The following is a 26075-nucleotide window of genomic DNA, read 5'->3' as shown; positions in this document are numbered from 1 at the left end:
GGTCAGCGCAGGACCGTTGGCGCCACGGATGGCGCCATCGAGCCCCCATGGATGGGTTCACGGCGTGTCCTGCGCTGACCCATCAGCCCCTGCCTGCCAGGAAGAATCAAGGCGACGAACGCGCACGCATTTCAATCCCGCCCCTTGACCTCAACCAATGTTGAGGTGCGATAACAATCTCCCCACGGCCAGCCCCTGGCCTTCCCCACGGAGATTGCTTCGATGTCGTACTCGCTTCCCCCGCTCCCCTACGCCTACGACGCCCTTGAGCCGCACTTCGATGCGCGCACGATGGAGATCCATCACAGCAAGCACCACCAGGCCTACGTCAACAACCTCAATGCCGCCATCGAGCAGGCCGGCATCGCCGAGCTGCCGGTCGAGGCGCTGATCGCCAACCTCGGTGCCGTGCCCGAGGCGCAGCGTGGCGCGGTCCGCAACAACGGCGGTGGCCACGCCAATCACAGCCTGTTCTGGACCGTGCTCAGCGCCGACGGTGGTGCACCCGATGAGGAACTGGCCACCGCCATCGACCGTGACCTGGGCAGCTTCGATGCCTTCAAGGACGCCTTCAGCAAGGCCGCGCAGACCCGTTTCGGCAGCGGCTGGGCCTGGCTGACCAGTGACCGCGATGGCCGCCTGCAGGTCGAAAGCAGCGCCAACCAGGACAGCCCGCTGATGGGTGCAACCGTGGGCCTGTCAGGCAATACCCCGATCCTCGCGCTGGACGTCTGGGAACACGCCTACTACCTGCACTACCAGAACCGTCGCCCGGACTACATCGGTGCGTTCTTCAACATCATCAACTGGGCCGAGGTCGGCCGGCGCTACCGCCAGGCCCGGGCCTCATGAGCGGCGAGACAGTGCCGTACGCCGGGCCGTGGGCGGGGGTCTTCCCCGCACCGGCGCCGGTGCCGTCGGTCGAGATGCCGCCGCGTGCCCTGCGGCGGCTGCTCGGCCATTTCCCGACCGGCGTGGCCATCGTCTGCGCGCGCGATGCACAGGGCAAGCCGGTCGGCCTGACCATCAACTCGTTCGTACCGGTCTCGCTGCAGCCACCGCTGGTGCTGTGGAACCTGGCGTTGCACGCGCAGAGCCTGTCCACCTTCCAGCGCGCCACCCGCTTTGCAATCAGCGTGCTGGCGGCCGACCAGGAAGCGCTGGCCCGGCGCTTCGCCGATCCGCAGGTCCGCAATCGCTTCGACGGCCTGGCATTGCTGGATGACGACGAGGACGCCCCACCCCGCATCGCCGGTGCGGTCGCCCATCTCACCTGTACCCGCCACGCACAGTGGCCGGTGGGCGATCACCTGCTGCTGGCCGGCCGCATCATCGACGTGCACGAGAACGGCGGCGCGCCGCTGCTGTTCCATCGCGGCCGCTTCCAGCCCGGCCCGGCCGAACTGCTGGTGGAGGTGCGCGGATGAACATCGAAGCTCTGGAATGCATGCTCGCCGCCGGCAAGGATGGCGCGCTGCTGCGCTTCGGCCTGGGCAAGGGCTGGCTGGATGCCGGCAACCCGGTGCGCGCGGCCACCCATCTGGGCCGTTGCGTGGTGCTTGATCCGCAGTACTCGGCGGCGTGGAAGCTGCTGGGCAAGGCCTGGCTGGCCAGTGGCCAGCCGCAGGCGGCGCGCGAAGCCTGGCAGCGCGGATTGAGCGTGGCCGGCAGCAAGGGCGACCAGCAGGCACGCAGGGAAATGCAGGTGTTCCTGCGCCGCCTGGACCGCGAGCAGGCGGAGCCGGCGAAGGCGGGCTGAGTTGATCAGCCCGCGTTGGCCGATGCCGGTGCGGACATGATGTCCGACATCGGCAGGCGGCGCGGCTTGCTCGGGAATGCGTGGCGCAGGATGCGCCAGACCACCTGGCCAAACTGGCGCGGCAGCGAGCCGTTGTTGTAGTGCTGGCCGTAGCGACGGCAGATGTCCTTCACTTCCTTGGCAATGGCCGCGTAGCGGTTGGCTGGCAGATCCGGGTAGAAGTGGTGCTCGATCTGGTGGCTGAGGTTGCCCGACAGCACGTTGATCAGGAAGCCGCCGCTGATGTTGGATGAACCGCGCAGCTGGCGCAGGTACCAGTGGCCGCGCGATTCATTGCGCAGGCATTCCTTCGGGAAGGTTTCCGATTCGGCGGTGAAGTGGCCGCAGAAGATGATCACGTAGGTCCAGATGTTGCGCAGTCCGTTGGCCACCATGTTGCCCAGCATCACGGTGAGGAAGAACGGGCCGGCCAGCAGCGGGAAGAACACGTAGTCCTTCAGCACCTGGCGGGCCATTTTCCGCGCCACCGGGCGGGTCTGCAGCCACATCGCACGGCCGCTGATACGGCCCTTCAGCCAGCGGCCCAGGCGCAGGTCCTGCGCGGCCACGCCCCACTGGAACAGCAGCGCGAAGATCGGCGCGATGATCGGCTGCAGCAGGTAGAACGGCTTCCAGCGCTGCTCCGGGAAGATGCGCAGCAGGCCATAACCGATGTCATCGTCCATGCCACGCACGTTGGTATAGGTGTGGTGGCGGAAATTGTGGGTCTTGCGCCAGTTGTCGGCAGTGGCAACGATGTCCCACTCATAGGTATTGCCGTTGAGCTTGGGGTCGCCGGTCCAGTCGAACTGGCCGTGCATGACGTTGTGGCCCAGCTCCATGTTCTCCAGGATCTTCGACAGCGCCAGCAGCAGCGTGCCGGTGATCGCGGCCGGCCACAGCAGCGGCATCCAGAACAGTGGCGAGAACGCCGCCAGGAACAGCAGGCCACGGCCCCCCACGCCAAACCAGCGCACGGCGGCGGCCACGCGGCGGATGTAGCGGGTATCGGAGGCGCCGAGGCTGCCGATCACACGGTCGCGGATCGCGTCGAGTTCCTCACCGAAGGCATGCATCTCGGCAGTACTCAGGGCACGGTCGGTAGCGCGGGTCATGGCAGGCGTCCTCAGAGATCCAGGGTCAGGTCGGTGGTCGGTGCGCTCACGCAGATCCGTACCGGCTGCGCCGATTCGGACTGCAGGTCGCCGGTGCGCAGGTGGCGGGTGGCGCCACTGACGCGGTCACAACTGCAGGTGTTGCAGATGCCCATGCGGCAGCCATGCCTGGGCTTGATGCCATGGGCTTCCAGGCTTTCCAGCAACGAGCTGCCACGCGGCACGCTCAGTTGGCGGCCACTGCGCGCCAGCGTCAGCACGACCTCCCCTTCACTGCTGGCGTCACGCAGCGGTGCGGGAGGAGTGAACGCTTCCGCCTGGAAACCGGCAACCTGGTGCGCCAGGCGTTCGCGGGCGGCGGCAACGAAGCCGTCCGGGCCGCAGGCCAGCACATGGCGCTGCGCCAACGGGGTGTCATCGCCCGCCACCTGCAGGTCGTGGGCATCGATACGTGCGGCGGGCACATCCCCTTCGCGGGTGGTCAGCAGATGCACACGCAGGTTCGGCTGGCTGGCGGCCAACGCCTGCAGCTCATCACGGAACTGCAGGTGGGCGGCGCTGCGTTCCCAGTAGAACAGGTCCACCGGCGCTGCCAGCGGGCGCTGGCAGGCGTCGCGCAACAGGCTGCGCATCGGCGTGATGCCACTGCCGGCAGCCAGCAGCAACACCGGCGCCGCAGCCGGCATGTGGAACTCGCCGAAGGCGGCATCGAGGCGGAACAGTTCGCCCGGCTGCGCGTGGTTGACCAGGTGCTGGCTGACGAGGCCGCCGTCGATCGCCTTGACGGTGATCGCCAGCTCGCGCCGTCCCAGTGCGGTGGGGCTGTAGCTGCGCTGCCACAGGCGCCCTTCAATCTCCACGCCCAGGGTGACGTGCTGGCCGGCGCGCATGCCGGCCCAGTGCCGGTTGGTGCGCAGGACCAGGGTCGCCGCGCCCTCGCCGGCCGGCTCTCGCCGGACCAGGCGGGCCACCGGCTCGCGCAGGGTCCACAGGGGATTGAGCTGGCCCGCCCAGAAATCGAACAGCGACGGCGAGACCCAGCGGTACGGAGAGAACAGGGACGGACGGACGACAGCGCTCATGGGCGAACTATACGGGCGCACATACACCTGTGTATACATGTGTATATTGAACCGGATTGGGTATGATTCAGCCTCGCCCCACCGGAACCCCCATGGCCGCCGCCACCGCCTTGTCGACGCCTGAAGATGCCAACAGCCCGGCCCGCCGTACGGTGAGCCGCGAGGACCTGCTGGCCGCCGCCCTGAAACTGATCGGGCCGCACCGCAGCCTGTCCACGCTCAGCCTGCGCGAAGTGGCACGTGAGGCCGGCATCGCGCCGAACAGCTTCTACCGGCAGTTCCGCGACATGGACGAACTGGCCGTGGCGCTGATCGACGCCGCCGGCCGTTCGCTGCGGACCATCATCGGCGAGGCCCGCCAGCGCGCCACCTCCACCGCCACCAGCGTGGTGCGGGTTTCGGTGGAGACCTTCATGGAACAGCTGCGCGCCGACGACAAGCTGCTGCACGTACTGCTGCGCGAAGGCGCGGTGGGTTCGGACGACTTCAAGCACGCGGTCGAACGTGAGCTGCACTATTTCGAGGAAGAGCTGCAGCACGACCTGGTGCGTCTGGCCGCGCTGGACGGCGCCGTGCTGCATGCCCCGGAACTGGTGGCCAAGGCCATCACCCGGCTGGTGTTCGCGATGGGTGCCACCGCCATGGACCTGCCGCCGGAGAAGGACCCGGAGCTGATCGAAGAGATCTCCACGATGATCCGCATGATCATCGTCGGCGCCCGCACGCCCGCCGCGTTCCGCCGCGGCTGACGATCGCCCCCGGGGTCGGATCCCTTTCCAGGGGAAAGGGCTCTGACCCCAACCACACAGCAACACCAACCTCCGTGCATGACCACAGGCAGGGTTGCGGCCGCCAAATGTAATGTTATAACACAGCCATGATCTGGCTCGATCGGCGTTCCGCTCGGAATGACTGCGGCTTCCTTATATAGCACTTGCTATATTGATAAGCCACTGCTTTCATATGCGTCAGCCAGGTCGCCCTCGCCGCCTTTCTTTCCCCCAAGGACGACGCCCTCATGCCCGTTGCCACGCCCCTCTTCGATCGGCTGCCCCTGGCCGCCGCCATTGCCCTGACCCTGCCGCTGGCTGCACTGGCCGCCACTCCGAAACCGACCGAACTGGACCGTGTGCAGGTCAAGGTGAGCACCGCCACGCGCAGCGAACGCCTGCTGTCGGACGTGCCGATCCGCACCGAGGTGCTGCGCAAGGAAGACATCGCGCTGCGCGCGGCCACCGACTTCTCGCGCGCCGCCGAGCTGATCAACGGCCTGCGCGTGGAGAGCAACTGCCAGAACTGCAACACCAGCGAAGTGCAGCTGCTGGGCCTGCCCGGTGCCTACAACCAGCTGTTGTTCGATGGCATCCCGCTGCTGTCCACGCTGGGCAGCGTGTACGGCCTGGAACAGATTCCTGCCGGATTCGTCGACCGCATCGAAGTGGTCAAGGGCGGTGGTTCGGCGCTGTATGGGCCGGGTGCGGTTGCCGGTGTGATCAACCTGATTCCGCCGCTGCCGGCACGCAGTGGTGGCCATGTGCAGGCCGGCGTGGATGTCCTGAAAGGTACGCCGCAGAAGAACGCCGACCTGCGGCTGGACCTGGTGGCCAGGGACGCAGACGCCGGCCTGTCCGTGATTGCCCAGCGCAACTGGAACAACGGCATCGACTACAACGGTGACGGCTACACCGAGATCACCCGCAAGAACCTCAAGGTCGGCGGGCTGCAGGCCTGGTACGCGCCCACGCCGGGCACGCGGCTGCGCCTGGACCTGCAGGTGACCGATGAAACCCGCCGCGGCGGCAACCGCCTGGACCAGCCCGGATACCTGGCCAACATCGCCGAATCGCTGGATACGAAATACCGGCGCGGCAGTGTGTCGTGGGACCAGGAGATCACTGCCGACGTCGATTTCCGCCTGGCCTACGCCTTCGCCGACATCGACCGCGACAGCTTCTACGGCGGTCTCGGCGACGTAGTCACCGATCCGTCCGCACCCGGCTATGACCCGTCGCAGCTGGACCGCAACGTGGCCGGCAGCGCGGCCTCGCGTTCGTGGCGCCAGTACGGCCGCACCCACAACCCGCTGCACTACATCGACAGCCAGTTGAACTGGCGGCTGGGCGCGCATGCGCTGGCCTTCGGCGTGCAGTACAAGCACGAGGCGCTGCGCGACGACAACCGCACCGGTGACGGGCAGCGTCTTGCGGTGCTGGAGGATGCGACCTTCCACAACCTGGGCGCATTCATCCAGGACGAATGGAGCCTGCACGACAACGTCGACCTGGTGCTGGGTGCACGCGTGGACAAGAGCTCGGAACTGGACAACGCGGTGTTCTCGCCGCGCATCGCGCTGGCCTGGCAGGCTACACCGAACCTGAAATGGCGGGCGGGCATTGCCACCGGCTTCCGTGCTCCGGAGATCTTCGTTGAGGATGTGCATGTCGATACGCTCGGCGGCGAGCAGGTGCGCGTGCGCAATACCGATGGCCTGAAGGAGGAGCGCGCGTTGACCACCCTGTTCGGCTTCGACTGGCGCTCGGACCCGGCCAATCCGGTGTGGAGCTGGGATGCTACCGCCTCCTATGCACGCATCCGCGATACCTTCGCGCTGGGCGAGATCCAGCGCAGCGATGACGGCCAGCTGAGCCAGCTGCGTTACAACGCCTCCGGCTCGGACGTGCTGGGTGCGGAAACCAACCTCGGCTGGCAGCCGTCGCCGCAGTGGCGCCTGACCGCCGGCGCCTCGTGGTACCGCTCGCGCTTCCGCGAGCCGCAGCGCATCTTCGACGACAGCGGCGACGGTGGCGACACCGTGATCGAAAGCCGCGACTACCTGAAGACTCCGCGCTGGACCGGCCTGGCCCAGCTCAGCTGGATGCCGGCCGAACCGTGGGAGACCTTCGTCGCGCTGCGCCATACCGGGCCGATGTCGGTGCTGAACAACCGGTTGGGCGAACTGCACCGCACGCGTTCGTTCCTGGTCACCGATCTCGGGGCGCGTTGGCACCGTCACCTGGGCGCACAGGCGCAGCAGGAAGTGTCGGTGGCCGCGGGCGTCAAGAACGTGTTCGATCAGCGCCAGAAGGATCTGGAAGTGGGCGCACTGCGTGACAGCGACTATGTCTACGGGCCGCGCTTCGCGCGCTCGTGGTATGTCAACCTGCGCTATGCGTTCTGAAGCGCTGCGAGCGTTGGTGCTGGCTTGTGCCGTGCTGCCGGCCGCACCGACGGTGGCTGCGGACCTGCACGCGCAGGTCTCGGCCTCGTTGATGCGGCCGGAGCAGCGCTCGCTGCGGCCGATGCAGTGGTCGCCGCCGCCGAAGCTGGTCGCGCTGTACTTCGGTGCCGACTGGTGCGCACCGTGCCATGCGTTCGTCCCCACGCTGCGCAGCGTGCGCGACGCATTGCGCGAAGCCGGCGCCGATACCGAAGTGGTGTACGTCAGCCTGGATGAGAGCGAGAGCGCGCTGCGCCGCTACATGCACGCGCAGGACATGCCGTGGCCGGTGCTGGACCCGCGCCGCGCCGCGCGCATGCCGGCGCTGCAGGCATTGGCCGGGCTGGCACCGCCGAACCTGGTACTGATCGATGCCGACGGCACGGTGCTGGCCAACGGCTGGCAAGGCCGGCGCTATGAAGGCCTGCAGCCGGTGTTGAAGGAATGGATGAAACGGGCGTGTGCGCAGCAGCAGGCGCGCTGCCCGCCCGATCTGTAGAGTCGAGCCACGCTCGACGCATTCGATCACCGTGCGAACGGCAGCCGAGCATGGCTCGGCTCTACAAAAACCGGGATCGCGCGAACGGCCGGAGGCCATGGCCCGGCGCTACCGTTACGGCGCCTCGCCCTCGGCCTTGCGCACGAAGGCTTCGAACAAGGCCAGCGTCTGCTCGCTCACATGGTGCTCGATGCCCTCGGCATCGCGCCGCGCGGTATCCGCGTCCACGCCCAGCGCCAGCAGGAAACGCTCCACGGTCTGGTGGCGCTGGCGGCTGGCGTGGGCCAGCGCTTCGCCTTCCGGGGTCAGGAACACGCCACGGTACGGCCGCTGTACCACCCAGCCATCACGGGCCAGGCGCCGCAGCATCTTCGCCACGGTGGGCTGGGCCACGCCCAGTCGGGTGGCAATGTCGACCTGGCGGGCCTCGCCGCCGTCGGCCAGCAGGTCCGAAATCAGCTCGACATAGTCCTCCACCAGTTCCATCCGGTGCGCCTCGCGCACTTGCCGGAAGCTCTCGACCTGGCGCTCGGCCTCGATCAAGGGGGTGCTTTTCAGCGATGTCGAATCGTCGGTCTTGCCCACGCCTGCGCCTGTCCTTCCGGTGCAATCCGGTCTTGAACCTGAATTCTGGACCAGTCACACGACAAAGACGATTGTTTCACATTGCTAATGACTATAGCAGGAGCTATATTCGGACCCATGAATACCCTGGCGCCCAGCGACCCTTCGGCCTCCACTCCGGCCAGCCTGGGTGCGCTCAACGCCTCGGTCGCGGTGCCCGACAAGGGCCATTGGTGGTTCCGCCTGCTGGCCTTCCTCGGCCCGGGCTACATGATCTCGGTCGGCTACATGGACCCTGGCAACTGGGCCACTGACCTCGCCGGCGGTTCGCGCTTCGGCTACCTGCTGCTGTCGGTCATCCTCGTCTCCAACCTGATGGCGGTGATCCTGCAGGCGCTGTCGGCGCGGCTCGGCATCGCCACCGGCATGGACCTGGCGCAGGCCTGCCGCGCGCGTTACCCCAAGCCGGTGAACCTGGCGTTGTGGGCGCTGTGCGAGGCGGCGATCATCGCCTGCGACCTGGCCGAGGTGATCGGCACCGCCATCGCACTGAAACTGCTGTTCGATCTGCCACTGCTGTGGGGTGCGGTGATCACCGCGCTGGACACGCTGCTGGTGCTGCTGCTGATGAACCGCGGCTTCCGTGCGCTGGAAGCGTTCGTGATCGCGCTGCTGATGGTGATCTTCGCCTGCTTCGTGGTGCAGATCGCGATGGCGGCGCCGCCGGTGATGGCGGTGCTGGGCGGCTTCATTCCGCGCGCGCAGGTGGTGACCGATCCGCACGCGCTGTACATCGCGATCGGCATCATTGGTGCCACCGTGATGCCGCACAACCTGTACCTGCATTCGTCCATCGTGCAGACCCGCGCCTACCCACGTACCGATGAAGGCCGCCGCAGTGCGCTGCGCTGGGCGGTGACCGACAGCACCCTCGCGCTGACCCTGGCGCTGTTCATCAACGCCAGCATCCTGATCCTGGCGGCGGCGGTGTTCCATGCCAATGGCCGATTTGATGTGGAAGACATCGAGCAGGCGCACCAGCTGTTGGCACCGATGCTGGGTGTGGGCGCGGCGGCGACGTTGTTCGCGGTGGCCCTGCTGGCCTCGGGCCTGAATTCGACGGTGACCGCCACGCTGGCCGGCCAGATCGTGATGGAAGGCTTCCTGCACCTGCGAATGCCGCCGTGGCTGCGTCGGCTGATCACGCGTGCGCTGGCCATCATCCCGGTGGTGGTGGTGATCCTGCTGTTCGGCGACCAGGGCGCGGTGAAGCTGCTGGTGCTGAGCCAAGTGGTGCTGTCGATGCAGTTGCCGTTCGCGATCATCCCGCTGGTACGGATCGTGACCGACAAGGTGACGATGGGCGCGCTGGTCGCACCGCGCTGGCTGGGCGCGATCGCCTGGGTGATCGCGCTGGTGATCGTGGTGTTGAACGTGAAGCTGCTGGTGGACACCCTCAACGGCGCATAGCGCGAAGTACCAGGGACGCCTGTGTAGAGTCGAGCCATGCTCGACTCATCGCACACCGCACGAACAGCAGCCGAGCATGGCTCGGCTCTACAAATGCAACGCAATCGCGGCCTCGATCTGCTGCGGCGACTGGAACCCTGCCAGGCGGGTACGTTCGTCCCCGTCACGGAACAGCGAGAGCGTCGGCGTCTGCCGCAGCCCCAGTTCCCTGAAGAACGCCTCGCCCAGCACCTCCAGCTGCACGCGCAGCAGCGTGGTGCCCTGCCCCGCGACGCTGTTGGCCACCCGGTGCAGCGACATCTCCAGCATCCGGCACCCCGGGCACTGGTCCTTGTGGAAGTCCACCAGTACGCGCGGGTGTTCGGCCAGCAGCTGCTGGAACTGCTCAGGCGTGGTGGCGTCGATGATCTGCATCGCTGTTGCTCCAGTATTGGGCCAGGACCGCATCGGTCCAAGCCTCGATGGCCGCGGCATGGCGCTCGCCATGCGGCATCTGTTCGATCTCCAGCGGCGGATAGTCGCTGTGGAAGTAGCGGATCAGCCGGTGCACAGCACCGCAGTAGTACTCCTGCCCCCACTGTGTCTCGCCGGTACCGAACACCGCCAGCTGCCGCGGCCGCTCGCCGCGCTCGGCGATGCCAGCCACCCATGCCTTCATCTCCGAAGGCGTGCGGCCGGCGTTGTCGGTCCAGCAGCCCAGCAGCACCAGGTCGGCCTCGTCGGCCGCCAGGGACGGCGCCTGCTGCAGGTCGTCGGCCTCCTGCCAGTGCACGGCATGGCCTGCAGCGCGGCAACGCTCGGCAATCTGCCGGCCAAGCTCGCGGGTGTTGCCGCTCAGTGAGGCCACCACCAGCAGGATGCTCAGCGCCGTGCCGGACTCAGAGGTCGTCGAAGCCGTTGTCGACGTTGGTCTTCTTGTAACTTGCATTGCGCATCTCGAAGAAGTCGGTCTTGGTCTCGGTGAAGTTGTCAGCGTAGGCCTTGATCCACGGCATCACGTTGTCGGTGGTGTCGCTGTACAGGCGCTCGATGCCGAGCATGCCGGCCATCTTGTTGGCGCGGTACTTCACGTAGCGCGTCATTTCCTCCACATCGATGCCATCGATGCCGTCCAGTACTTCCGATGACCACTGGGTTTCCAGTTCGATGGCGTGCTCGAACGCCTGGTGCACATAGGCGGTCAGCTCGTTGGTCTGCAGCTCCGGGTTCTCGCCGATGATGGCGCGGATCAGCTCGCTGATGAACTTGGTATGGGCCAGTTCGTCGCGGTTGATGAAACTGATGATCTTGCCGGTGCCGGTCATGCGGTTCTGCCGCACCATGTTGTAGAAGTACGCAAATCCGGAATAGAAGTTGATGCCCTCCAGGATCGAGGACTGGATCAACGACTTCAACAGGGTCTCGGCGGTCTTCTCGCGCATGAAGTCGTCATACGCGCCCATGATCGGCGCGTTGCGCTTGATGATGGTCGGATGGGTGCGCGCCAGTTCAAATACGCGGTTCTGGTTCGGCAGGTCGGTGATCGAGGCCAGCACATAGCTGTAACTCTCGTTGTGGATCACTTCCTGCTGGCCGATGATCGCGGCATTGGCATGCGCGGCCGGGTCGGTGATGTACTCGGCCACGTTGTAGATGAAGCGCGTCTGCGGTGAGTCGAGCGTGGCCAGCAGGCCGATGATCGAGTCGTAGGCGTTCTTTTCGCGCCCGGACAGCTCGCCGTACTGGCGCGCATCGGCCTTCATGTCGACTTCGTCGGGGATCCAGAAGTTGGTCGACAGCTCCTTGTAGGCCCGATAGAACGACGGGTACGGGATGTCATTCCAGTTCAGGATCCCGCTGGTGCGGCCGTTGATGATGCCGGTGCTGCGGTTGGGATGGCGCGGTTCGAGGATCTTGATGCGGTCGAGGGGTGTTGCCATGGTCGTCTACCTTCGTATTACGTGCGTTGCAGATGTAGAGCCGAGCCCATGCTCGGCTGCTCTTCGCGTCGGAGCCGAGCGTGGGCTCGGCGCTACAGGGGCCGCAGCGGTCAGCTGGCGCACCACTCGCATTCGCTGATGTCGATGTCGTTGGAGCGCACGTAGTACGTGGTCTTCAGGCCTTCACGCCAGGCGCTCAGGTGCAGCTCCAGCAGGGTGCTGGCGCGGATCGTGCTGGGCACGTACAGGTTGAAGCTGATCGACTGATCAACATGGCGCTGGCGACGCGCGTTCTGGCGCACGCTGGCGAGCTGGTCGACCTTGTACGCCCCCTTCTCGTAGTACGGCCAGGTTTCCAGCGACAACCCCGGCGCTGCCACCGGCCGCCGGAAGTCCTTTTTTTCCTCGTAGTAGAACGCGCTGTAGATCGGGTCGATCGATGCGGTGGAACCGGCAATCTGCGCGGTGCTCATGTTCGGCGCCACCGCCAGCAGCCAGCCGTTGCGCAGGCCGTGCGTGGCGACCTCGCGCGCCAGGCTGTCCCATGCGGCGCCAGTGTAGTCGCGATCACGGAAGTAACGCCCGTTGTGCCAATCGCTGCCGGTGAACATCGGATAGCTGCCCTTTTCCTTCGCCAGTTGCGCGCTGGCCTGGATGGTCAGGAAATTGATGCGCTCATACAGGCGGTCGGCCAGTTGTTCGGCATCCGGTGAATCCCACTGGATCGCCTGCTGCGCCAGGAGGTGGTGCCAACCGAACGTGCCCAGTCCGATGGCGCGGTACTTGCGGTTGGTGATCGTGGCCTGCGGCACCGGCAGTGCGTTGAGGTCGATCACGTTGTCCAGCATGCGCACCTGGATCGGGATCAGGCGCTCCAGCACATCGGTGGCCAGCAGGTCATCCGGCGCATGGATCGCGCGGCCGAGGTTGATCGAAGACAGGTTGCAGACCACGAAGTCGCCGGCGCGGCGTGTGGTGACGATCTGGTCGCCGCTGACGATCTCCTGGATCATCCGCGTCGGGCTCATGTTCTGCAGGATCTCGGTGCACAGGTTGCTGGAATAGATCATGCCGGCGTGCTTGTTCGGGTTACGGCGGTTGACCTCGTCGCGGTAGAACAGGAACGGGTTGCCGGTCTCCAGCTGGCTGAGCATGATGCGCTTGAACAGATCGATCGCCTTCACCGTGCGCCGGCTGATGCGCTCGTCGGCCACCAGTTCGGCGTAGCGGTCGCGGAAGCTGCCCGCGCCGCGCTTCTCGTCGTAGAAGTCCTGCAGGTACCAGCCCTTGGCCTGCTTCACCTCGTGCGGGTCGAACAGGTACCAGTCGGCACGGCGTTCGACTGCTTCCATGAACAGGTCCGGCACGCACACCGAGGTGAACACATCATGCGCGCGCAGGCGCTGGTCGCCGTTGTTGAGGCGCAGGTCCATGAAGGCTTCGATGTCGCGGTGCCAGATGTCCAGGTACACCGCCACCGCGCCCTTGCGCTGGCCAAGCTGGTCGACCGACACTGCGGTGTTGTTGAGCTGCTTGATCCACGGCACCACGCCGCCGGAGGAATTGGGCACGCCCCGTATCGGCGCGCCGCTGCTGCGCACATAGCCCAGATAGGCACCCACGCCGCCGCCGTGCTTGGACACGCGGGCGATGTCGGTATTGGAGTCATAGATGCCCTGCAGGCTGTCGTCCACCGTGTCGATGAAGCAGCTGGACAGTTGCCCCCCGACCTTGCCGGCGTTGGCCAGGGTCGGCGTGGCCACCGTCATGTACAGGTTGGACAGCGCCCAGTACGCCTCGCCGACCAGCTGCATGCGCCGCTCGCGCGGCTTTTCTTCCTGCATGAGGTACAGCGCGATGGTCAGCCAACGCTCCTGCGGCAGCTCATAGACCTCGCGGCTGCGGTCGCTGGCCAGATAGCGCGTGGCCAGCAGGTACAGGCCGTTGTAGGCGAACAGGCGGTCGCGTTCCGGATCGATCATCCCGCCGGCCTGCTGCAGTTCTTCCTTCGAGTAGCAGCGCAGGATGTCGTTGCTGTAGATGCCGCGGTCAGCCAGGCTTTCCTGCAGGCCCACGTAGGAGCCGTACTTCAGGCCGACATCGTAGAAGCGGTTGCGGCTGGCACGCTTGTACAGGCGGCGCAGGTAGATGCGCGCGGCAAACTGCTCCCACTCCGGCGCGACCAGGTCCACGCGCGATTCGGCCTCGCGGATCAGCAGATCGACCAGGTCATCGGCACTGATGCTGGGCTTGCGCTCGACCATTGCCTGCACCACGCGGCGGTAGTCGCTCACATCCAGCTGCGGGAACTCGGCGTGCACCGCATCGATGCTGCGCTGCAGTCGCCCGGCGTCGAATGGCAGGCGGCGGTTGCCGGCCTCCTTGGTGATCCAGGTCGGCACGCGCTCGCCACCGGCGCGCAAGGCGTCGCCAGAGCCGGCCAGATCGGCCACGCGGAAGGTACTGTCGGTCATGGTGGTGAAACTCCAGGCTCGCACGCGCGTTGGCGGTCGATGCCATGGCGGCCCTGCACGCGATACCGGCGCACGGGGCGGTCGGGGTGGGATGCCAAAGCGCGGGAACACCAGATCGTCGGCAACAGCCTGCGCCTGCGGCCGGTATCCGGGCCGTGGGGGCGATCTGGGTCCGCACGATGGCGGCCGCGTCGACACGGCAAGCCTTCAGGGGCGGGCCGCGGGACGTTTGCTGCATGTCCGGCGGCGGCGGCTGACCGGGAGTGACGACCACAACATAGTGGGGATAATCAGAACCGTCAACACAAGATGCGGCAATCACGACATGCCGCGACGATCAGTCGCAGGATGCCGTGTTGCACCTGCGGCGCCTTGTCGACAGCGCCTGCGTCCCCAGTTCGGTACAACATCAACTTTCCGCGGAACACCGCCCATGCGCGCTGCCCAGTACCCTTCCTTCGGCAACCCGGCCGACGTCCTCGCCATTGCCGATGCCACCCTCCCCGAGCCCGGCCCCGGCGAGGTGCGCATCCGCACCGTGCTGGCCTCGATCCACAATCACGACCTGCTGACCGTGCGCGGCCTCTACGGCTACAAGCCGACACTGCCGGCGATCGGTGGCAGTGAAGCATTGGGCGTGGTCGATGCACTCGGCGAAGGCGTCGACGGCCTGCAGATCGGCCAGCGGGTGGCCGCCGCCTCGGTGCATGGCACCTGGGCCGAAGCGTTCATTGCACCGGCACGCATGGTGATTCCGATGCCCGAGGCGATCCCCGACGAAATGGCCGCGCAGCTGATCGCCATGCCGCTGAGCGCGCTGATGCTGCTGGAATTCCTGCACGTCGAAGCAGGCCAGTGGATCGTGCAGAACACCGCCAATGGCGCGGTGGGCAAGTCGCTGGCGATGCTGGCGCGGGCGCGTGGCGTGCATGTGGCCAACCTGGTGCGCAATGCCGATGCCGTCGCGCAGTTGCAGGCGCTGGGTATCGATCATGTGTTCGACACCTCGGTGGAGGGTTGGAAGGATCGCGTGCGTGAAGCGACTGGCGAAGCACAGGCCGCGGCCGCGGTGGATTCCATCGGCGGCGACGCCAGCGGTGACCTGGTCGACCTGCTCGGCCACCACGGCACCCTGGTGTCGTTCGGGGTGATGAGCGGCGAGCCGATGCGCATTCCCGCCGGTGGCCTGATCTACAAGGAGGCCACGGTGAAGGGCTTCTGGGGCAGCAAAGTCAGCCAGGCGATGGCGGTGGAGGACAAGCGCCGGCTGGTCGGCGAGCTGCTGAAGCGTGCGGCCAGCGGCGAACTGACCCTGCCGGTGGAGAAGATCTTCGCACTGGACGACATCGCCCAGGCGGCGAAGGCGGGCGCCGGTTCTGGCCGCAATGGCAAGGTGCTGCTGCGGCCTTGAGGGTAGGACAACCGGGGTCAGATCCCTTTCCGCTGGAAAGGGATCTGACCCCCGGGAGGAGTGCGGACCAACGGTCCGCACCCACCGAGTCAGTTCGTTAAGAACCTGTGATGTATAACTGAATGCGCTTTCGTCATTGGAAGGCGTACTTGCCTGCATGCGGTACTGACGGCTCCTCCCCCGTTCGGCGTTGTCGCTTCCATGTACCGCACCACCCTGAACCTGCTTGCCGGCGCGATCGCGCTGGGCCTCACCGCCGGCGCTGCCGGCGCCGCTGAAACCGCCGATGCCGGCAAGGACAGCACCACCCTGGGCACCGTGCTGGTGACCGGCTCCAACATCAAGCGCAGCGACACCGCCGGGCCGAACCCGGTGCAGATCGTCAGCCGCGAACAGATCGAGCAGACCGGTCGCTCCACCCTCACCGACGTGCTGCGCAACCTGTCGGCCAATGCCGGCAACAGTTTCGACGAGCAGTACACCGGCAGCTTCGCCGCCGGTTCTGCATCGATCGGCCTGCGCGGCCTGTCGCCGAAGAACACGCTGGTGCTGGTCAACGGCTATCGCGTGTCCAACTTCGGCTTTGCGCTCAACACGCAGGACACCTTCGTTGACCTCAACGCGCTGCCGATCAGCGCAGTGGAACGCATCGAAGTGCTGAAGGATGGCGCCTCGGCGGTGTACGGTTCCGATGCCATCGCCGGCGTCATCAACATCATCCTGCGAAAGAACTTCCAGGGCGTGGAAGTCGGCGGCGGCTTCGGTACCGCCACCCAGGGCGGCCTCGATGAGCACAAGGCCAACCTGCTGGCCGGCTTCGGTGATCTCGAACAGCAGGGCTGGAACGTGCTGTTCGGGTTGGACCTGCTCAAGCGTGATCGCCTCGACGCCGACCAGCGTGCCTACACCCGCAGCGGCGATTTCCGCGACAAGCCCGGTGGCCGCCTGGCCGGCTGGTCCACCGCCGGTGGCAACTGGCTGTCCAACCCGCGCGCACCGCAACCGTTCGCCAACTGCCCGGATGGCAGCCAGCTGCGACCGTACAGCGATTTCGGCAGCACCCTGCCCGGCCAGGCCTGCGCCTTCAACGCCCAGCCGTTCAAGACCCTGCAGCCCGGCGCCGAGCGCCTGCAGGCGTCGTTGAGCGCGACCTACCGCTTCAACGACAGCGTCGAAGCCTTCGCCGACGTACTGTACAGCCACAACAAGGCCGACCAGATCTTCAGCGCGCCGCTCACCGTCGGCCCGGGCCTGCGTGCCTACAACCCGGCCACCGGCACCCTGATCGACGTGCCGGCGGTGCTGCCGGTGGGCCACCCGAACAACCCGGGCAGCGCGCCGCTGCCGTTCGAGTACACCTTCTTCGATCTCGGCCCGCGCCTGAAGGACAACACGCAGGTGTTCTACCGTGCGCTGGCCGGCGTGCGCGGCAGCGGCGAGCGATGGGACTGGGAAGTGGCGGCGCTGACCTCGCAGAGCGCGCAGCGCGAATACGTCGACAACTTCGGCAACCGCTACGCGTTCGAGCAGATCCTGCGCGATGGCAGCTACAACTTCCTCAATCCGTCCAGCACGCCGGGCGCGTTGGATGCACTGCGCCTGCAGACCAAGCGGCCAGGCTGGTACAAGCTGCACGCGTTGAACGTCAAGGCCTCGACCTCGCTGTGGGACCTCCCGGCCGGTGCGGTCGGCTTCGCCTGGGGTGCCGAGTTCCGCAAGGAGTCACTGGATGCGCGCACCAGTGCACAGGTGCTGTCGGGCACCGAACTGCGCCCGGCCATCAACGTGGTCAACGGCGAGCGCCAGGTCAGCGCCGCCTACGCCGAATTGAGCGTGCCGCTGCACCGCACGCTTGAGCTGCAGGTGGCTGGTCGCGGCGACCACTACGATGATTTCGGCAAGGCGTTCTCGCCGAAGCTGGCGCTGCGCTGGCAGCCGTTGGACAGCCTGCTGCTGCGCGGTTCGTTCTCGCGCGGCTTCCGCGCCCCCTCGCTGCCGGAAATCGCGCCAGGCCAGACCGTCAGCTACGGCTCGGTGATCGATCCGCTGGATCCGCTGCAGCCCGGTGGCAGCCGTGGCGTGACCAACATCCGCACCGGCAACCCGGACCTGAAGGCCGAACGCTCGCGCAACTTCAACGTGGGCGCGGTGTGGTCGCCGGATGGCGATACCAGCATCGGCCTGGACTGGTACCGCATCGAGCAGGACAACCTGGTCAAGCCGGACAGCGCGCAGTTCATCGTCGACAACTCGACGCTGTTCCCCGGCCGTGTACAGCGTGATGCGCAGGGGCGCATCCAGTTCATCACCAACCAGTACGCCAACCAGGGCGAACTGACCACCTCCGGGCTGGACCTGGACGCCAACCACACCTTCCGCACCGAGGGCTGGGGCAACTTCACCGTGGCCGGCAGCTGGACCCACCTGCTGAGCTTCAAGCAACCGCTGGTAGCCGGTCAGGCGCCGTATGAGGGGGCTGGCAACAATCGCCACGGCGCGTTGCCGCGTACGCGCGGCACCACCTCGCTGAACTGGGCGGTGGGCGACTGGAGCAGCACGCTGAGCCTGCAGTACGTGAGCGGCTACGACCAGCGCGTGGCGACGGCCACCAGCAATCCGGGCCTGCGCGACCGCGTCAAGCCGTATCACCAGCTGGACCTGTACGTGGCGTACGAAGGCATTCCCAACACCACGCTGTCGCTGTCGGTGCTGAACCTGACCGACAAGGACCCGCCGTTCGACCCGGCCGGCGGCTCCAACGGTTTCGACATCAGCCAGTACAACCTGCGCGGGCAGTTCGTTTCGCTGGGCGCGCGCTACCGGTTCTGATGCGCCACCTGTAGAGCCGAGCCCGTGCTCGGCTGCTCTTCGGCAACAGGAAGCCGAGCATGGGCTCGGCTCTGCTGGGGTGTGCGGACCAACGGTCCGCACCCACCGCATCACCGGCTCAGGTGCAGGAACTGCAGGTGCCGTTCGTACTGGCTGATGATGTCGTTGATGATCTGCTTGCGGCTGTAGCCGACCAGGTCGTAGTCCTGGCTGCCTTCGAACAGATGCACTTCCGCGCGGTAGTAGCGCTGGTTGCGCAGCTGCTGCGCGGCGAACGACGGGGTCAGGTAGCCACTCAGGATCACCCGGTACAGGAAATCCTGCTGCTCGCCATGGTTCACCGTCAGCTCCATGTCGCCGGGCTCGAAGCGCGTGGCCACGTCCCAGCCCTGCCCGCGCAGCTGTTCGGCCACCGCTTCCATCGCCGGCTTCACCGTGTCATCCATGAAGCGGTAGACCTGGTCGCGCACCGGGAAGTGCATGGCCTGGCTCAGGCGCTGGCGCCAGCCCTGATGGTGGCGATCGTCACCGATCAGCGGCGAGGGCCGGTACTGCAGCGCGCGCTTGCGGTGCGATTCGTCACTGAAGGCGCGGGTCAGGCCCCACATCATCAGCAGCAGCACCGCCGAGAACGGCAGCGAGGCCAATACCACCGCCGATTTCAGTGCATCGATGCTGCCGGCCAGCAGCAGCCCGGCGGTCAGCACCGCGATCACCGTGCCCCAGAACACGCGCAGCCAGCGCGGACCATCATCCTCCGGCGCGCCGCCGTGCGAGGACAGCGTGGACAACACCACCGCCCCCGAATCAGCCGACGTCACGAAGAAGATGAAGCTGACCAGCACGGTCACCGCGATCACCGTGCGGCTCCACGGGTAGCCATCCAGCAGTGCATACAGCACGGTCGGTGGGTCATCCACCGCCAGCTGCGCCAGCTGCTGCTGGCCGTGGTGCAGCACCTGGTCCAGCGCGCTGTTGCCGAAGATCGACAGCCAGGCCAGGGTGAAGCCCAGCGGGATCAGCAGCACGCCGAACACGAATTCGCGGATGGTGCGGCCACGCGAGATGCGCGCGATGAACAGGCCGACGAACGGCGCCCAGCCGATCCACCAGGCCCAGTAGAACACCGTCCAGCCGCCCAGCCATTCCGGCCGGCCGCCATAGGCGTACACATCGAAACTCTTGCCGACCACGCTGCCCAGGTAGTCGCCCAGGTTCTGCATCAGCGTACTCAGCAGGTACTGGGTGGGGCCGGCGCACAGCATGAACAGCACCAGCGCGATCGCCAGCAGCATGTTGATGTTGGCCATCCAGCGCACGCCCTTCTCCACGCCTGAAACCGCGACGGCCACCGCCGCGCCCATCATGCTGACCACCAGGATGATCTGCACCAGGTTGGAGTGCGGGATGTTGAACAGGTGCGACAGGCCCGCGTTGAGGTGCAGCACGCCGAAGCCCATGTCGGCGCCGATGCCGAATACGGTGGCGACAATGCCCAGCGCGTCCACGGTGTAGCCGATCGGCCCGTTGATGCGCTTGCCGATCAGCGGATACAGCGCCGAGCGCAGCGCCAGCGGCAGATTGTGGCGATAGGCGAAGTAGGCCATCGCCATCGCTGCGAGTGCGAACACGCCCCAGCCATGCAGGCCCCAGTGCAGGAAGAGCAGCTGCATGGCCTGGCGCGCCCCGGCCTCGCCTGCGGCCGGATCGCCCTGCGGCGGCTGCAGGTAGTGGGTCAGCGGTTCGGAGACGCAGAAGAAGAACAGGGTGATGCTGATGCCGGCGGCGAACAGCATGCCGGCCCAGGAAAGATAGCTGAACTCCGGCTCATCATGGTCGGCGCCGAGCTTGATGCCACCATACTTGGACAGCGCCACACCGACCACGAACACCAGGTACAGGGTCATCGCCAGCAGGTAGTACCAGCCGACATTGAGTGCGGCCCAGTCCTGCGCCTTGACCAGCAGGCGGCCCGCACCGAGCGGAAACAGGCTGACGAACAGCGCGAACGCCACGACAACGATCGCCGCGAAGGCGAACACAGGCCGAAGGGTGCGCACCGGGGATTGTTGCGGCTCCAGTACATCCATGGGGCGGCGTTCTCCGGTAGATCAAAGGGTTAGCCGACCAATTCTGGCTGAACCGCAGTGGACAGAGCATGAAGTTGCGGCCTGTGGTCACAGGCCCGGCCCACCATTCCGTGTTATCACGCGCGCGCCGGAGCGCAACCTTGCCCGCGCGGGCCGCGGCGCGGCCACGCGCATCCTGTCCGATCACGACATTACATGCACCGCACACAGCTTGTTGCCATCCGGGTCACGCAGATAGGCCAGAAACACCTGCCGACCGGACATGTTGCGGACGCCGGGCGGATCTTCGATTGCGGTACCACCGTGAGCCACGCCAGCTTCCTGCCAGGCACGCACGGCCTCTGCACTGCCCAGACTGAAACCGATGGTGCCGCCGTTGGCATGGCACGCTGGCTGCCCATCGATCGGCGCGGTCACGCCGAACATCCGCCCATCCTTGAAGTACAGCAGCCGACCCTTTTCGTCGAACACACCCGGACGTGCCCCCATCGCGGCGAACAGGGCATCGTAGAAGCGATGCGCGACGTCCATGTCGTTCGTTCCAACGGTGATGTGGCTGAACATGCGGGCACTCCTTGTGGAAAGCCGCAGTGTCGGCGAGCGCGGGCGACTTCGCAAATCGCCCGCACCGGTGCCGCCACGCCCGCGAAAAGACCCGTTGCTACTTGGCGGTGCTGAGCAGCAGCACCGCCGCAGTGACCAGACCGATGCCGATCCAACCGATCGGACGCAGGCGGTTGCCGAACAACAGGCGTCCGCAGGTGGCGGTTCCGATCACGCCGATCGCACCCCACATCGCATAGGCGGTGGCCAGGTCCATGTAACGCACCGCCTGGCCCAGCAGGGCGAAGGCGATCCAGACCATGACGATCGCAGCGACACCCCAGCGCCAGCGGCGGAAGCCTTCCGACTTGGCCACCATCATGTTCGCGGCGACATCGATCAGCGCCGAACAGATCACGAAAAACAGAGCCAGGGTATTCATCAGTGTGCCTCCCCGAGGGTGACGCAGACGATGCCCACCACCGCCAGCACCAGGCCGGCCAGCTGCTGCAGTGACAGGCTCTCGCCGAACACGGTGAGGCCGACCACGGTCAGCAGGGTCAGGCCCAGGCCTTCCCACACCGCGTAGGCCACGCCCACCGCGATGCGACGCACCGACTGCGCCAGGAAGAAGTAGGACAGCGCCAGCGCACCGGCCATGATCAGATAACCGGTCCAGCCGCCATCGCGGGCGGCGTGGGCCATGAACGAGGTGCCGACCACTTCGGCGACGATCGCCACGGTCAGGCAGGCCCAGGCGACCAGCGCGCCACGGGCGGGAACAGTACGGGACATGTGAAACTCCTTGCAGGACGGGGACCGCGCCGCCTCATCAATGGATCCACGCCGCGCGTGGAGGGTCCGGAACGCCCCTCGCAGACAGGGGCGACGGGGGTTAGTATCATCGCCTTTTACGGTGGTATCAAAATGGATTCCATCGACAGGAGCGATGGATCAATGCCCTATTCCCCTGAATCCCTACAGGCCTTCGTGGAAGCCGCCGCGCTGGGCTCGTTCTCGGCCGCGGCACGGCGGCTGGGCAAGACCCAGTCGACGGTCAGCACCGCCATTGCCCACCTGGAAGCCGACCTCGGCGTGAGCCTGTTCGACCGCAGCGGGCGCTACCCGCGGCTGACCGAGGCCGGGCGCCAGGTGCTGGGCCACGCACAGGAGATCCTGGCCGCCGATGCGCGCCTGCAGCAGTTGAGCGTGCGCCTGTCCGCGCCGGTCGAGCCGCGCCTGACCGTGGTGTTTTCCGATGTCTACCAGCTGGATCCGGAGCAGCGGATCCTGCAGCGCTTCGCCGAAGCGTTCCCGGAGATCGAGCTGGAGTGGCTGGATGCCGAAGGCGAGGACGTGCTGGAACGGGTGAGCAGCGGCCGCGCCGCGCTGGGCCTGCTGCCCAGGCAGGAGCGCTATCCCGATGGGCTGGTGGCGCGGCCGCTGGCGCACCACAGCGAACTGTCGGTGTACGTGGCGCGCGGACACCCGCTGGCCAGCGCCGGGCGCCGCGCCGCCGCACAACTGGCACGGCATCGGCAGGTGCGCCTGAGCGCGGAAGTCGATCAGACCCGCTTGGTCACCGGCCTCGCGTGGACCGCCACCGATTACCTGATTGTGATGGAGATGGCCGAGGACGGCATCGGCTGGGCCGAACTGCCGCGGGCGCTGGTGCAGCGCTATGACCGTGGGCGGCTGGTGGAACTGGTGCTGCCGGGCTGGCCGCGGCGCATCCACAGCGACCTGCTGTGGCGACGCGACACGCCGCCAGGCCCAGCCGCACTCTGGTGGGCCGACGCGTTGGGGTGAAAAAGGGGACGGAGGGGATTAAGTCGTTTGTGCCCGGGGGGTAGTGGGCCACAAACGACTTAATCCCCTCCGTCCCCTTTTTATCTGTCAGCGATGGGCGAGCGCGTAATCCAGTGCCGCGCACACCGCTGCCACCTGTGCGTCGTTGCACTGCTGCGGGGTTGCCCGCGGGCTGTCCGGGTAGACCTCGGTGGTGGTGGTGTACTTCGCGCCGGTAATGCCGGCGCACAGGCCCAGCTTCACCAGCGGATACTCGATCACGCCGTGGGCGATCACCGGCGAACCGATGATCTCGCCTTTGTCGTCGGCGGGGGCGATATGGGTGACCTTCTCCACGGCGGCAATGACCGCCTGCTGGAAGGCCGGCTGCGGGGCCTCGCTGTCATCCACCAGGTAGAAGCCATCCGGAATCAGGCCCGGCTCGAACGGCTTGCCGTCACGCGCGGCCAGCGCCGGGCGGAACTCGCTTTCATCACTGTCGGTGGTCTCGTGCAGGTCGATGTGCAGCACGAACTGGCCCTTGATCGGTGCAACCAGCTCGATCAGCGCGGTCGACTCGCGGGCCGGGCCATCGGCGCGGAAGTTGCGGTTCGGGTCGATCGCATCGAAGTTCCAGCGGTTGATGCGCTCGAAGCCCCACGGATTCACGCACGGCGCCACCAGCAGGTTGGCCTTGCCGGCATAGTCGGCGGCGTGCTTCTCGAGGAACTCCAGCGCGCCCATCACGCCACTGGTCTCATAGCCGTGCACGCCACCGGTAACCAGCGCGGCGGGCAGCGCCGGGTTCCAGTCGCGGCTGCGCAGGGCGAACAACGTATAGGTCTCGCCAGCGTAGTCGAGCTGGCCATAGGCCACCTTGTCGAAACGCGAGGCCAGCGCTTCGATGCGCGGCAGCACCTCCTGGTCATAGCGACGCAGGCGCTGCTGGCGGCCACGCCACAGCTCCCGTTCCGCCGCTCCCCACGGCTGGCCAGGGGTTCCGACGGGGTAGAAGGCGGCTTGGGACATGGCGGATCTCGGCGAGTCAGGAAGCAATCGCCCACTCTACCACCGGGGCAACGGCATGAACCCGACGCGCATTCCATTGGCGAATGGAATCAGCAATAATTCTCATTTACGACCTTCCACAGCCTGCACCGATGCCCATCCACGCCCTGCAACCGGCCCGCCTGCCCCTGGCCGCCGCCCTCACCCTGTGCCTGCTTCCGGCCGCCAGCGTCTTCGCCCAGGACGGCGCTACCACGCTCGACAGCATCCAGGTCTCTGGCAGCTGGCTGGGTACCGGCCTGCATGACAGCGTGAAGCGCTTCGCCGGCGCGCGCACGGTGGTCGACCGCCAGCGCATCGAGGCCAGCGGCGCGGCCAGCATCGGCGATGCCATGCGCCGCATCCCCGGCGTGCAGGTCACCGACAACTCCGGTACGGCCGGCAGCTCGGTCTCGCTGAACATCGGCGTGCGCGGCCTGACCGGGCGCTACTCGCCGCGCTCGACCGTACTGCTGGACGGCGTACCGCTGGCGGTGGCGCCGTATGGCCAGCCGCAGCTGTCGTTCGCGCCGACCAGCCTGTCCAACATCGAATCGATCGACGTGGTGCGCGGCGGCGGCGCGGTGCGCTACGGCCCGCAGAACGTGGGCGGCATCATCAACTTCAGCACCCGCGCCATTCCCACCGGCCCCGGCCTGCACGGTGAGGCCGGCGTGCGCTACACCGCCCATGACCATGGCGGCGGCGACAGTGCCCAGTACAACGCCTTCCTCGGCGGTACCGGCGACAACGGCCTGGGCGCGGCCCTGCTGTACTCCGGCCAGGACGGGCGTGGCTGGCGCCAGGGCAGCGATGACCGCTTCAACGACCTGGCGCTGAAGTTCGCCTATGCCATCGACGCGCAGCAGGAACTGCGTGCCAAGCTGTCGTACTACGATGTGCGCTCGCTGACGCCGGGCGGCCTGACCCGCGCCCAGTACGAGGCCGACCCGTTCCAGAACACCCGCTCCACCGATTTCTGGAAGGGCCACCGCACCGGCATCGACCTGGGCTACACCAACACGCTGTCGGCCAACAGCGAATTCGAGGTGCTGGCCTATTACAACGAAAGCAGCCGCGCCAGCTCGCTGATCAACGCGGCCAATACCCAGTTGACCGTGCAGCCGCGCGATTACCGCGTGCTTGGCATCGAGCCGCGCTATACCCAGCGCCTGCATTGGGGCAGCACGGTGCACGACATCACCGCCGGCTACCGCTTCCTGCGCGAACGGGGCAACGACCGCAGCTACACCGTCAGCCGCCGCACCGGCGTGGCCAGTGCCACCACCCGTTTCGACAACGCGACCGATGCCCATGCGTTCTACATCGACGACCGCATCGCGATCGGCCAGTGGCGGATCACCCCGGGCGTGCGCATGGAATGGATCGACATGGACCGCCGCCAGGCCGGTGGCACGGCGACCTTCAGCAGCCGCAACGACAAGGCCCTGCCCTCGCTCAACATCGCCTACCTGCTGACGCCGCGGCTGACTGTGTTCGGCAACTACACCACCTCGTTCGGGCCGGTGCAGAACATCCAGCTGAATTCCCAGACCGCCAGCAATCCGCTCAAACCGGAAGTGGCAAAGACCGCCGAACTGGGCGCGCGCTGGCAGGACGGTGCATTGCGCGCGGAAGTGACTGTGTTCAAGATGCGCTTCGACAACCAGATCCTGCAGGTGCCGGGCATCACCCCGCCGACCTTCCAGAACATTGGTGCCACCGACCACAAGGGCGTGGAGAGCGCGCTGGAGTACCACTTCGCCGAGGACAGTGCGCTGGCCGGGCTGGAGCTGTACGCCAACTACACCTGGACCCAGGCGATCCAGCAGTCCGGTGACAACCGCGGCCTGGACGTGCCCTTCTACTCGCGCGACACCGACAGCGTCGGCGCCCGCTACGCACTGGCCGGCTGGACCTTCAATGTCTCCAGCACCCACCAGAGCGGCCAGTTCTCCGATGCCGCCAACACCTGGGAAGAAACCGCTGACGCGCGCGTGGGCCGCGTGCCGGGCGTGCGCCTGTGGAACGCGCAGGTGGCCTGGCAGGTGCCGGGGCTGGACGACAGCGAGATCGCGCTGGGCGTGAACAACCTGACCGACAAGCGCTGGTACACCCGCAACGTCGATGGCAACGCCGGCCGCATGGTGGCTGCGCCACGCACCTTCTACGTGCAGGGCCGCTACCGCTTCTGACGCGGTAACCGCCCGATGCAGTGACGGCGGCGAC

General features: G+C 66.7%; 23 protein-coding genes. 11 read left to right on the top strand and 12 right to left on the bottom strand.

Annotated elements, in window-relative coordinates; all coding sequences use genetic code 11:
* Window positions 1-222 precede the first annotated feature (222 nt).
* Genes VG561_RS18655 through VG561_RS18645 form a run of 3 tightly spaced genes read left to right on the top strand, consistent with a single transcriptional unit; the run spans window position 223 to window position 1759 of the window.
* A complete protein-coding gene (locus VG561_RS18655) occupies window positions 223-852 on the top strand; it encodes a superoxide dismutase (RefSeq protein ID WP_014647427.1) in 630 nt (209 codons plus the stop codon).
* Entirely contained in the window at window positions 849-1427 is a 579-nt protein-coding gene (locus VG561_RS18650; protein WP_032962524.1) for a flavin reductase family protein, read from the top strand. Before VG561_RS18655 ends, VG561_RS18650 begins: the two co-directional genes overlap by 4 nt.
* Window positions 1424-1759 carry a tetratricopeptide repeat protein gene (locus VG561_RS18645; RefSeq protein WP_075077115.1) on the top strand — a complete coding sequence of 112 codons (336 nt, stop codon included), beginning with the start codon at window positions 1424-1426 and terminating at the stop codon, window positions 1757-1759. The genes VG561_RS18650 and VG561_RS18645 overlap by 4 nt, the downstream gene beginning before the upstream one ends.
* A 5-nt stretch (window positions 1760-1764) precedes the next feature.
* Here the strand turns inward: VG561_RS18645 and VG561_RS18640 are convergent, their stop codons facing one another.
* Complete coding sequence (locus VG561_RS18640) at window positions 1765-2913, bottom strand: fatty acid desaturase family protein (protein WP_014647430.1); 1149 nt, start codon at window positions 2911-2913, stop codon at window positions 1765-1767.
* Between the two features lie 11 nt (window positions 2914-2924).
* Complete coding sequence (locus tag VG561_RS18635) at window positions 2925-3995, bottom strand: ferredoxin reductase (RefSeq protein WP_046431056.1); 1071 nt, start codon at window positions 3993-3995, stop codon at window positions 2925-2927.
* A 92-nt stretch (window positions 3996-4087) separates the two neighbouring features.
* Between VG561_RS18635 and fabR the strand changes: the two genes are divergently transcribed.
* From fabR to VG561_RS18620, 3 genes are all read left to right on the top strand, one after another.
* A complete protein-coding gene (fabR, locus tag VG561_RS18630) occupies window positions 4088-4744 on the top strand; it encodes an HTH-type transcriptional repressor FabR (RefSeq protein ID WP_014647432.1) in 657 nt (218 codons plus the stop codon).
* 269 nt (window positions 4745-5013) lie between these two features.
* Window positions 5014-7173 (top strand): TonB-dependent receptor plug domain-containing protein, encoded by a 2160-nt coding sequence (locus VG561_RS18625; RefSeq protein WP_134808988.1) that lies wholly within the window; start codon window positions 5014-5016, stop codon window positions 7171-7173.
* The gene (locus VG561_RS18620; protein WP_041863553.1) at window positions 7163-7711 is read left to right on the top strand and encodes a thioredoxin-like domain-containing protein; all 549 of its coding nucleotides are present in this window, start codon (window positions 7163-7165) and stop codon (window positions 7709-7711) included. Before VG561_RS18625 ends, VG561_RS18620 begins: the two co-directional genes overlap by 11 nt.
* Before the next feature lie 114 nt (window positions 7712-7825).
* Here the strand turns inward: VG561_RS18620 and mntR are convergent, their stop codons facing one another.
* Window positions 7826-8296, bottom strand: coding sequence for a manganese-binding transcriptional regulator MntR (gene mntR / locus VG561_RS18615; RefSeq protein WP_014647435.1), 471 nt, complete (start codon window positions 8294-8296; stop codon window positions 7826-7828).
* Between the two features lie 117 nt (window positions 8297-8413).
* Between mntR and VG561_RS18610 the strand changes: the two genes are divergently transcribed.
* The gene (locus VG561_RS18610) at window positions 8414-9745 is read left to right on the top strand and encodes an Nramp family divalent metal transporter (RefSeq protein WP_423179871.1); all 1332 of its coding nucleotides are present in this window, start codon (window positions 8414-8416) and stop codon (window positions 9743-9745) included.
* A gap of 87 nt (window positions 9746-9832) precedes the next feature.
* Here VG561_RS18610 and VG561_RS18605 read toward each other — a convergent pair whose 3' ends face one another.
* From VG561_RS18605 to VG561_RS18590, 4 genes are all read right to left on the bottom strand, one after another.
* Window positions 9833-10159, bottom strand: a complete 327-nt coding sequence (locus VG561_RS18605; RefSeq protein ID WP_005409967.1) for a thioredoxin family protein — start codon at window positions 10157-10159, stop codon at window positions 9833-9835.
* Entirely contained in the window at window positions 10131-10610 is a 480-nt protein-coding gene (locus VG561_RS18600) for a flavodoxin (RefSeq protein ID WP_423179873.1), read from the bottom strand. Before VG561_RS18600 ends, VG561_RS18605 begins: the two co-directional genes overlap by 29 nt.
* Window positions 10611-10623: 13 nt before the next feature.
* Window positions 10624-11664 carry a ribonucleotide-diphosphate reductase subunit beta gene (locus VG561_RS18595; RefSeq protein WP_008267116.1) on the bottom strand — a complete coding sequence of 347 codons (1041 nt, stop codon included), beginning with the start codon at window positions 11662-11664 and terminating at the stop codon, window positions 10624-10626.
* Between the two features lie 110 nt (window positions 11665-11774).
* Entirely contained in the window at window positions 11775-14138 is a 2364-nt protein-coding gene (locus tag VG561_RS18590) for a ribonucleoside-diphosphate reductase subunit alpha (RefSeq protein WP_423179870.1), read from the bottom strand.
* A 433-nt stretch (window positions 14139-14571) separates the two neighbouring features.
* On the opposite strand from VG561_RS18590, the gene VG561_RS18585 reads away from it, so the two are divergent.
* A complete protein-coding gene (locus VG561_RS18585) occupies window positions 14572-15549 on the top strand; it encodes a zinc-binding dehydrogenase (protein WP_075077108.1) in 978 nt (325 codons plus the stop codon).
* A 201-nt stretch (window positions 15550-15750) separates the two neighbouring features.
* On the top strand, window positions 15751-18378 hold the full coding sequence (locus tag VG561_RS18580; RefSeq protein ID WP_423179869.1) for a TonB-dependent receptor: 2628 nt from the start codon (window positions 15751-15753) through the stop codon (window positions 18376-18378).
* A 110-nt stretch (window positions 18379-18488) separates the two neighbouring features.
* On the opposite strand, the gene betT is transcribed toward VG561_RS18580, so the two are convergent.
* The 4 genes from betT to VG561_RS18560 all read right to left on the bottom strand — a co-directional run bounded on the left by betT (window position 18489) and on the right by VG561_RS18560 (window position 21806).
* Window positions 18489-20468, bottom strand: coding sequence for a choline BCCT transporter BetT (gene betT, locus VG561_RS18575; RefSeq protein WP_134808995.1), 1980 nt, complete (start codon window positions 20466-20468; stop codon window positions 18489-18491).
* A 183-nt stretch (window positions 20469-20651) separates the two neighbouring features.
* On the bottom strand, window positions 20652-21032 hold the full coding sequence (locus VG561_RS18570; protein ID WP_046431075.1) for a VOC family protein: 381 nt from the start codon (window positions 21030-21032) through the stop codon (window positions 20652-20654).
* Window positions 21033-21129: 97 nt separating this feature from the next.
* Entirely contained in the window at window positions 21130-21453 is a 324-nt protein-coding gene (locus VG561_RS18565; RefSeq protein WP_014647443.1) for a DMT family transporter, read from the bottom strand.
* The gene (locus VG561_RS18560) at window positions 21453-21806 is read right to left on the bottom strand and encodes an SMR family transporter (RefSeq protein ID WP_010485170.1); all 354 of its coding nucleotides are present in this window, start codon (window positions 21804-21806) and stop codon (window positions 21453-21455) included. The genes VG561_RS18565 and VG561_RS18560 overlap by 1 nt, the downstream gene beginning before the upstream one ends.
* Window positions 21807-21968: 162 nt before the next feature.
* On the opposite strand from VG561_RS18560, the gene VG561_RS18555 reads away from it, so the two are divergent.
* Window positions 21969-22820, top strand: coding sequence for a LysR family transcriptional regulator (locus VG561_RS18555; protein WP_423179868.1), 852 nt, complete (start codon window positions 21969-21971; stop codon window positions 22818-22820).
* 87 nt (window positions 22821-22907) lie between these two features.
* Here the strand turns inward: VG561_RS18555 and VG561_RS18550 are convergent, their stop codons facing one another.
* Window positions 22908-23828, bottom strand: coding sequence for a M14 family metallopeptidase (locus VG561_RS18550; protein WP_046431082.1), 921 nt, complete (start codon window positions 23826-23828; stop codon window positions 22908-22910).
* Between the two features lie 131 nt (window positions 23829-23959).
* Here VG561_RS18550 and VG561_RS18545 point away from each other — a divergent pair, with 131 nt between their 5' ends.
* A complete protein-coding gene (locus VG561_RS18545; RefSeq protein ID WP_262093158.1) occupies window positions 23960-26041 on the top strand; it encodes a TonB-dependent siderophore receptor in 2082 nt (693 codons plus the stop codon).
* Window positions 26042-26075: the final 34 nt, after the last annotated feature.

This window comes from Stenotrophomonas sp. CASM110 (assembly GCF_049384345.1).
Lineage (GTDB): Bacteria > Pseudomonadota > Gammaproteobacteria > Xanthomonadales > Xanthomonadaceae > Stenotrophomonas > Stenotrophomonas muris.
Note: the sequence above shows the minus strand (reverse complement) of the source record. Positions and strands in the feature narration are given on the sequence as shown.

Excerpts from the sequence above, each read along its gene's own strand:
- VG561_RS18625 (WP_134808988.1), top strand. The coding sequence starts at position 5,014 with ATGCCCGTTGCCACGCCCCTCTTCGATCGGCTGCCCCTGGCCGCCGCC.
- VG561_RS18560 (WP_010485170.1), bottom strand. The coding sequence starts at position 21,806 with ATGTCCCGTACTGTTCCCGCCCGTGGCGCGCTGGTCGCCTGGGCCTGC.
- VG561_RS18555 (WP_423179868.1), top strand. The coding sequence starts at position 21,969 with ATGCCCTATTCCCCTGAATCCCTACAGGCCTTCGTGGAAGCCGCCGCG.
- VG561_RS18645 (WP_075077115.1), top strand. The coding sequence starts at position 1,424 with ATGAACATCGAAGCTCTGGAATGCATGCTCGCCGCCGGCAAGGATGGC.
- VG561_RS18605 (WP_005409967.1), bottom strand. The coding sequence starts at position 10,159 with ATGCAGATCATCGACGCCACCACGCCTGAGCAGTTCCAGCAGCTGCTG.
- VG561_RS18640 (WP_014647430.1), bottom strand. The coding sequence starts at position 2,913 with ATGACCCGCGCTACCGACCGTGCCCTGAGTACTGCCGAGATGCATGCC.
- VG561_RS18565 (WP_014647443.1), bottom strand. The coding sequence starts at position 21,453 with ATGAATACCCTGGCTCTGTTTTTCGTGATCTGTTCGGCGCTGATCGAT.
- VG561_RS18620 (WP_041863553.1), top strand. The coding sequence starts at position 7,163 with ATGCGTTCTGAAGCGCTGCGAGCGTTGGTGCTGGCTTGTGCCGTGCTG.
- fabR (WP_014647432.1), top strand. The coding sequence starts at position 4,088 with ATGGCCGCCGCCACCGCCTTGTCGACGCCTGAAGATGCCAACAGCCCG.
- VG561_RS18635 (WP_046431056.1), bottom strand. The coding sequence starts at position 3,995 with ATGAGCGCTGTCGTCCGTCCGTCCCTGTTCTCTCCGTACCGCTGGGTC.
- VG561_RS18570 (WP_046431075.1), bottom strand. The coding sequence starts at position 21,032 with ATGTTCAGCCACATCACCGTTGGAACGAACGACATGGACGTCGCGCAT.
- VG561_RS18655 (WP_014647427.1), top strand. The coding sequence starts at position 223 with ATGTCGTACTCGCTTCCCCCGCTCCCCTACGCCTACGACGCCCTTGAG.
- VG561_RS18585 (WP_075077108.1), top strand. The coding sequence starts at position 14,572 with ATGCGCGCTGCCCAGTACCCTTCCTTCGGCAACCCGGCCGACGTCCTC.
- VG561_RS18590 (WP_423179870.1), bottom strand. The coding sequence starts at position 14,138 with ATGACCGACAGTACCTTCCGCGTGGCCGATCTGGCCGGCTCTGGCGAC.
- VG561_RS18610 (WP_423179871.1), top strand. The coding sequence starts at position 8,414 with ATGAATACCCTGGCGCCCAGCGACCCTTCGGCCTCCACTCCGGCCAGC.
- VG561_RS18650 (WP_032962524.1), top strand. The coding sequence starts at position 849 with ATGAGCGGCGAGACAGTGCCGTACGCCGGGCCGTGGGCGGGGGTCTTC.
- VG561_RS18580 (WP_423179869.1), top strand. The coding sequence starts at position 15,751 with ATGTACCGCACCACCCTGAACCTGCTTGCCGGCGCGATCGCGCTGGGC.
- VG561_RS18595 (WP_008267116.1), bottom strand. The coding sequence starts at position 11,664 with ATGGCAACACCCCTCGACCGCATCAAGATCCTCGAACCGCGCCATCCC.
- VG561_RS18550 (WP_046431082.1), bottom strand. The coding sequence starts at position 23,828 with ATGTCCCAAGCCGCCTTCTACCCCGTCGGAACCCCTGGCCAGCCGTGG.
- VG561_RS18545 (WP_262093158.1), top strand. The coding sequence starts at position 23,960 with ATGCCCATCCACGCCCTGCAACCGGCCCGCCTGCCCCTGGCCGCCGCC.
- betT (WP_134808995.1), bottom strand. The coding sequence starts at position 20,468 with ATGGATGTACTGGAGCCGCAACAATCCCCGGTGCGCACCCTTCGGCCT.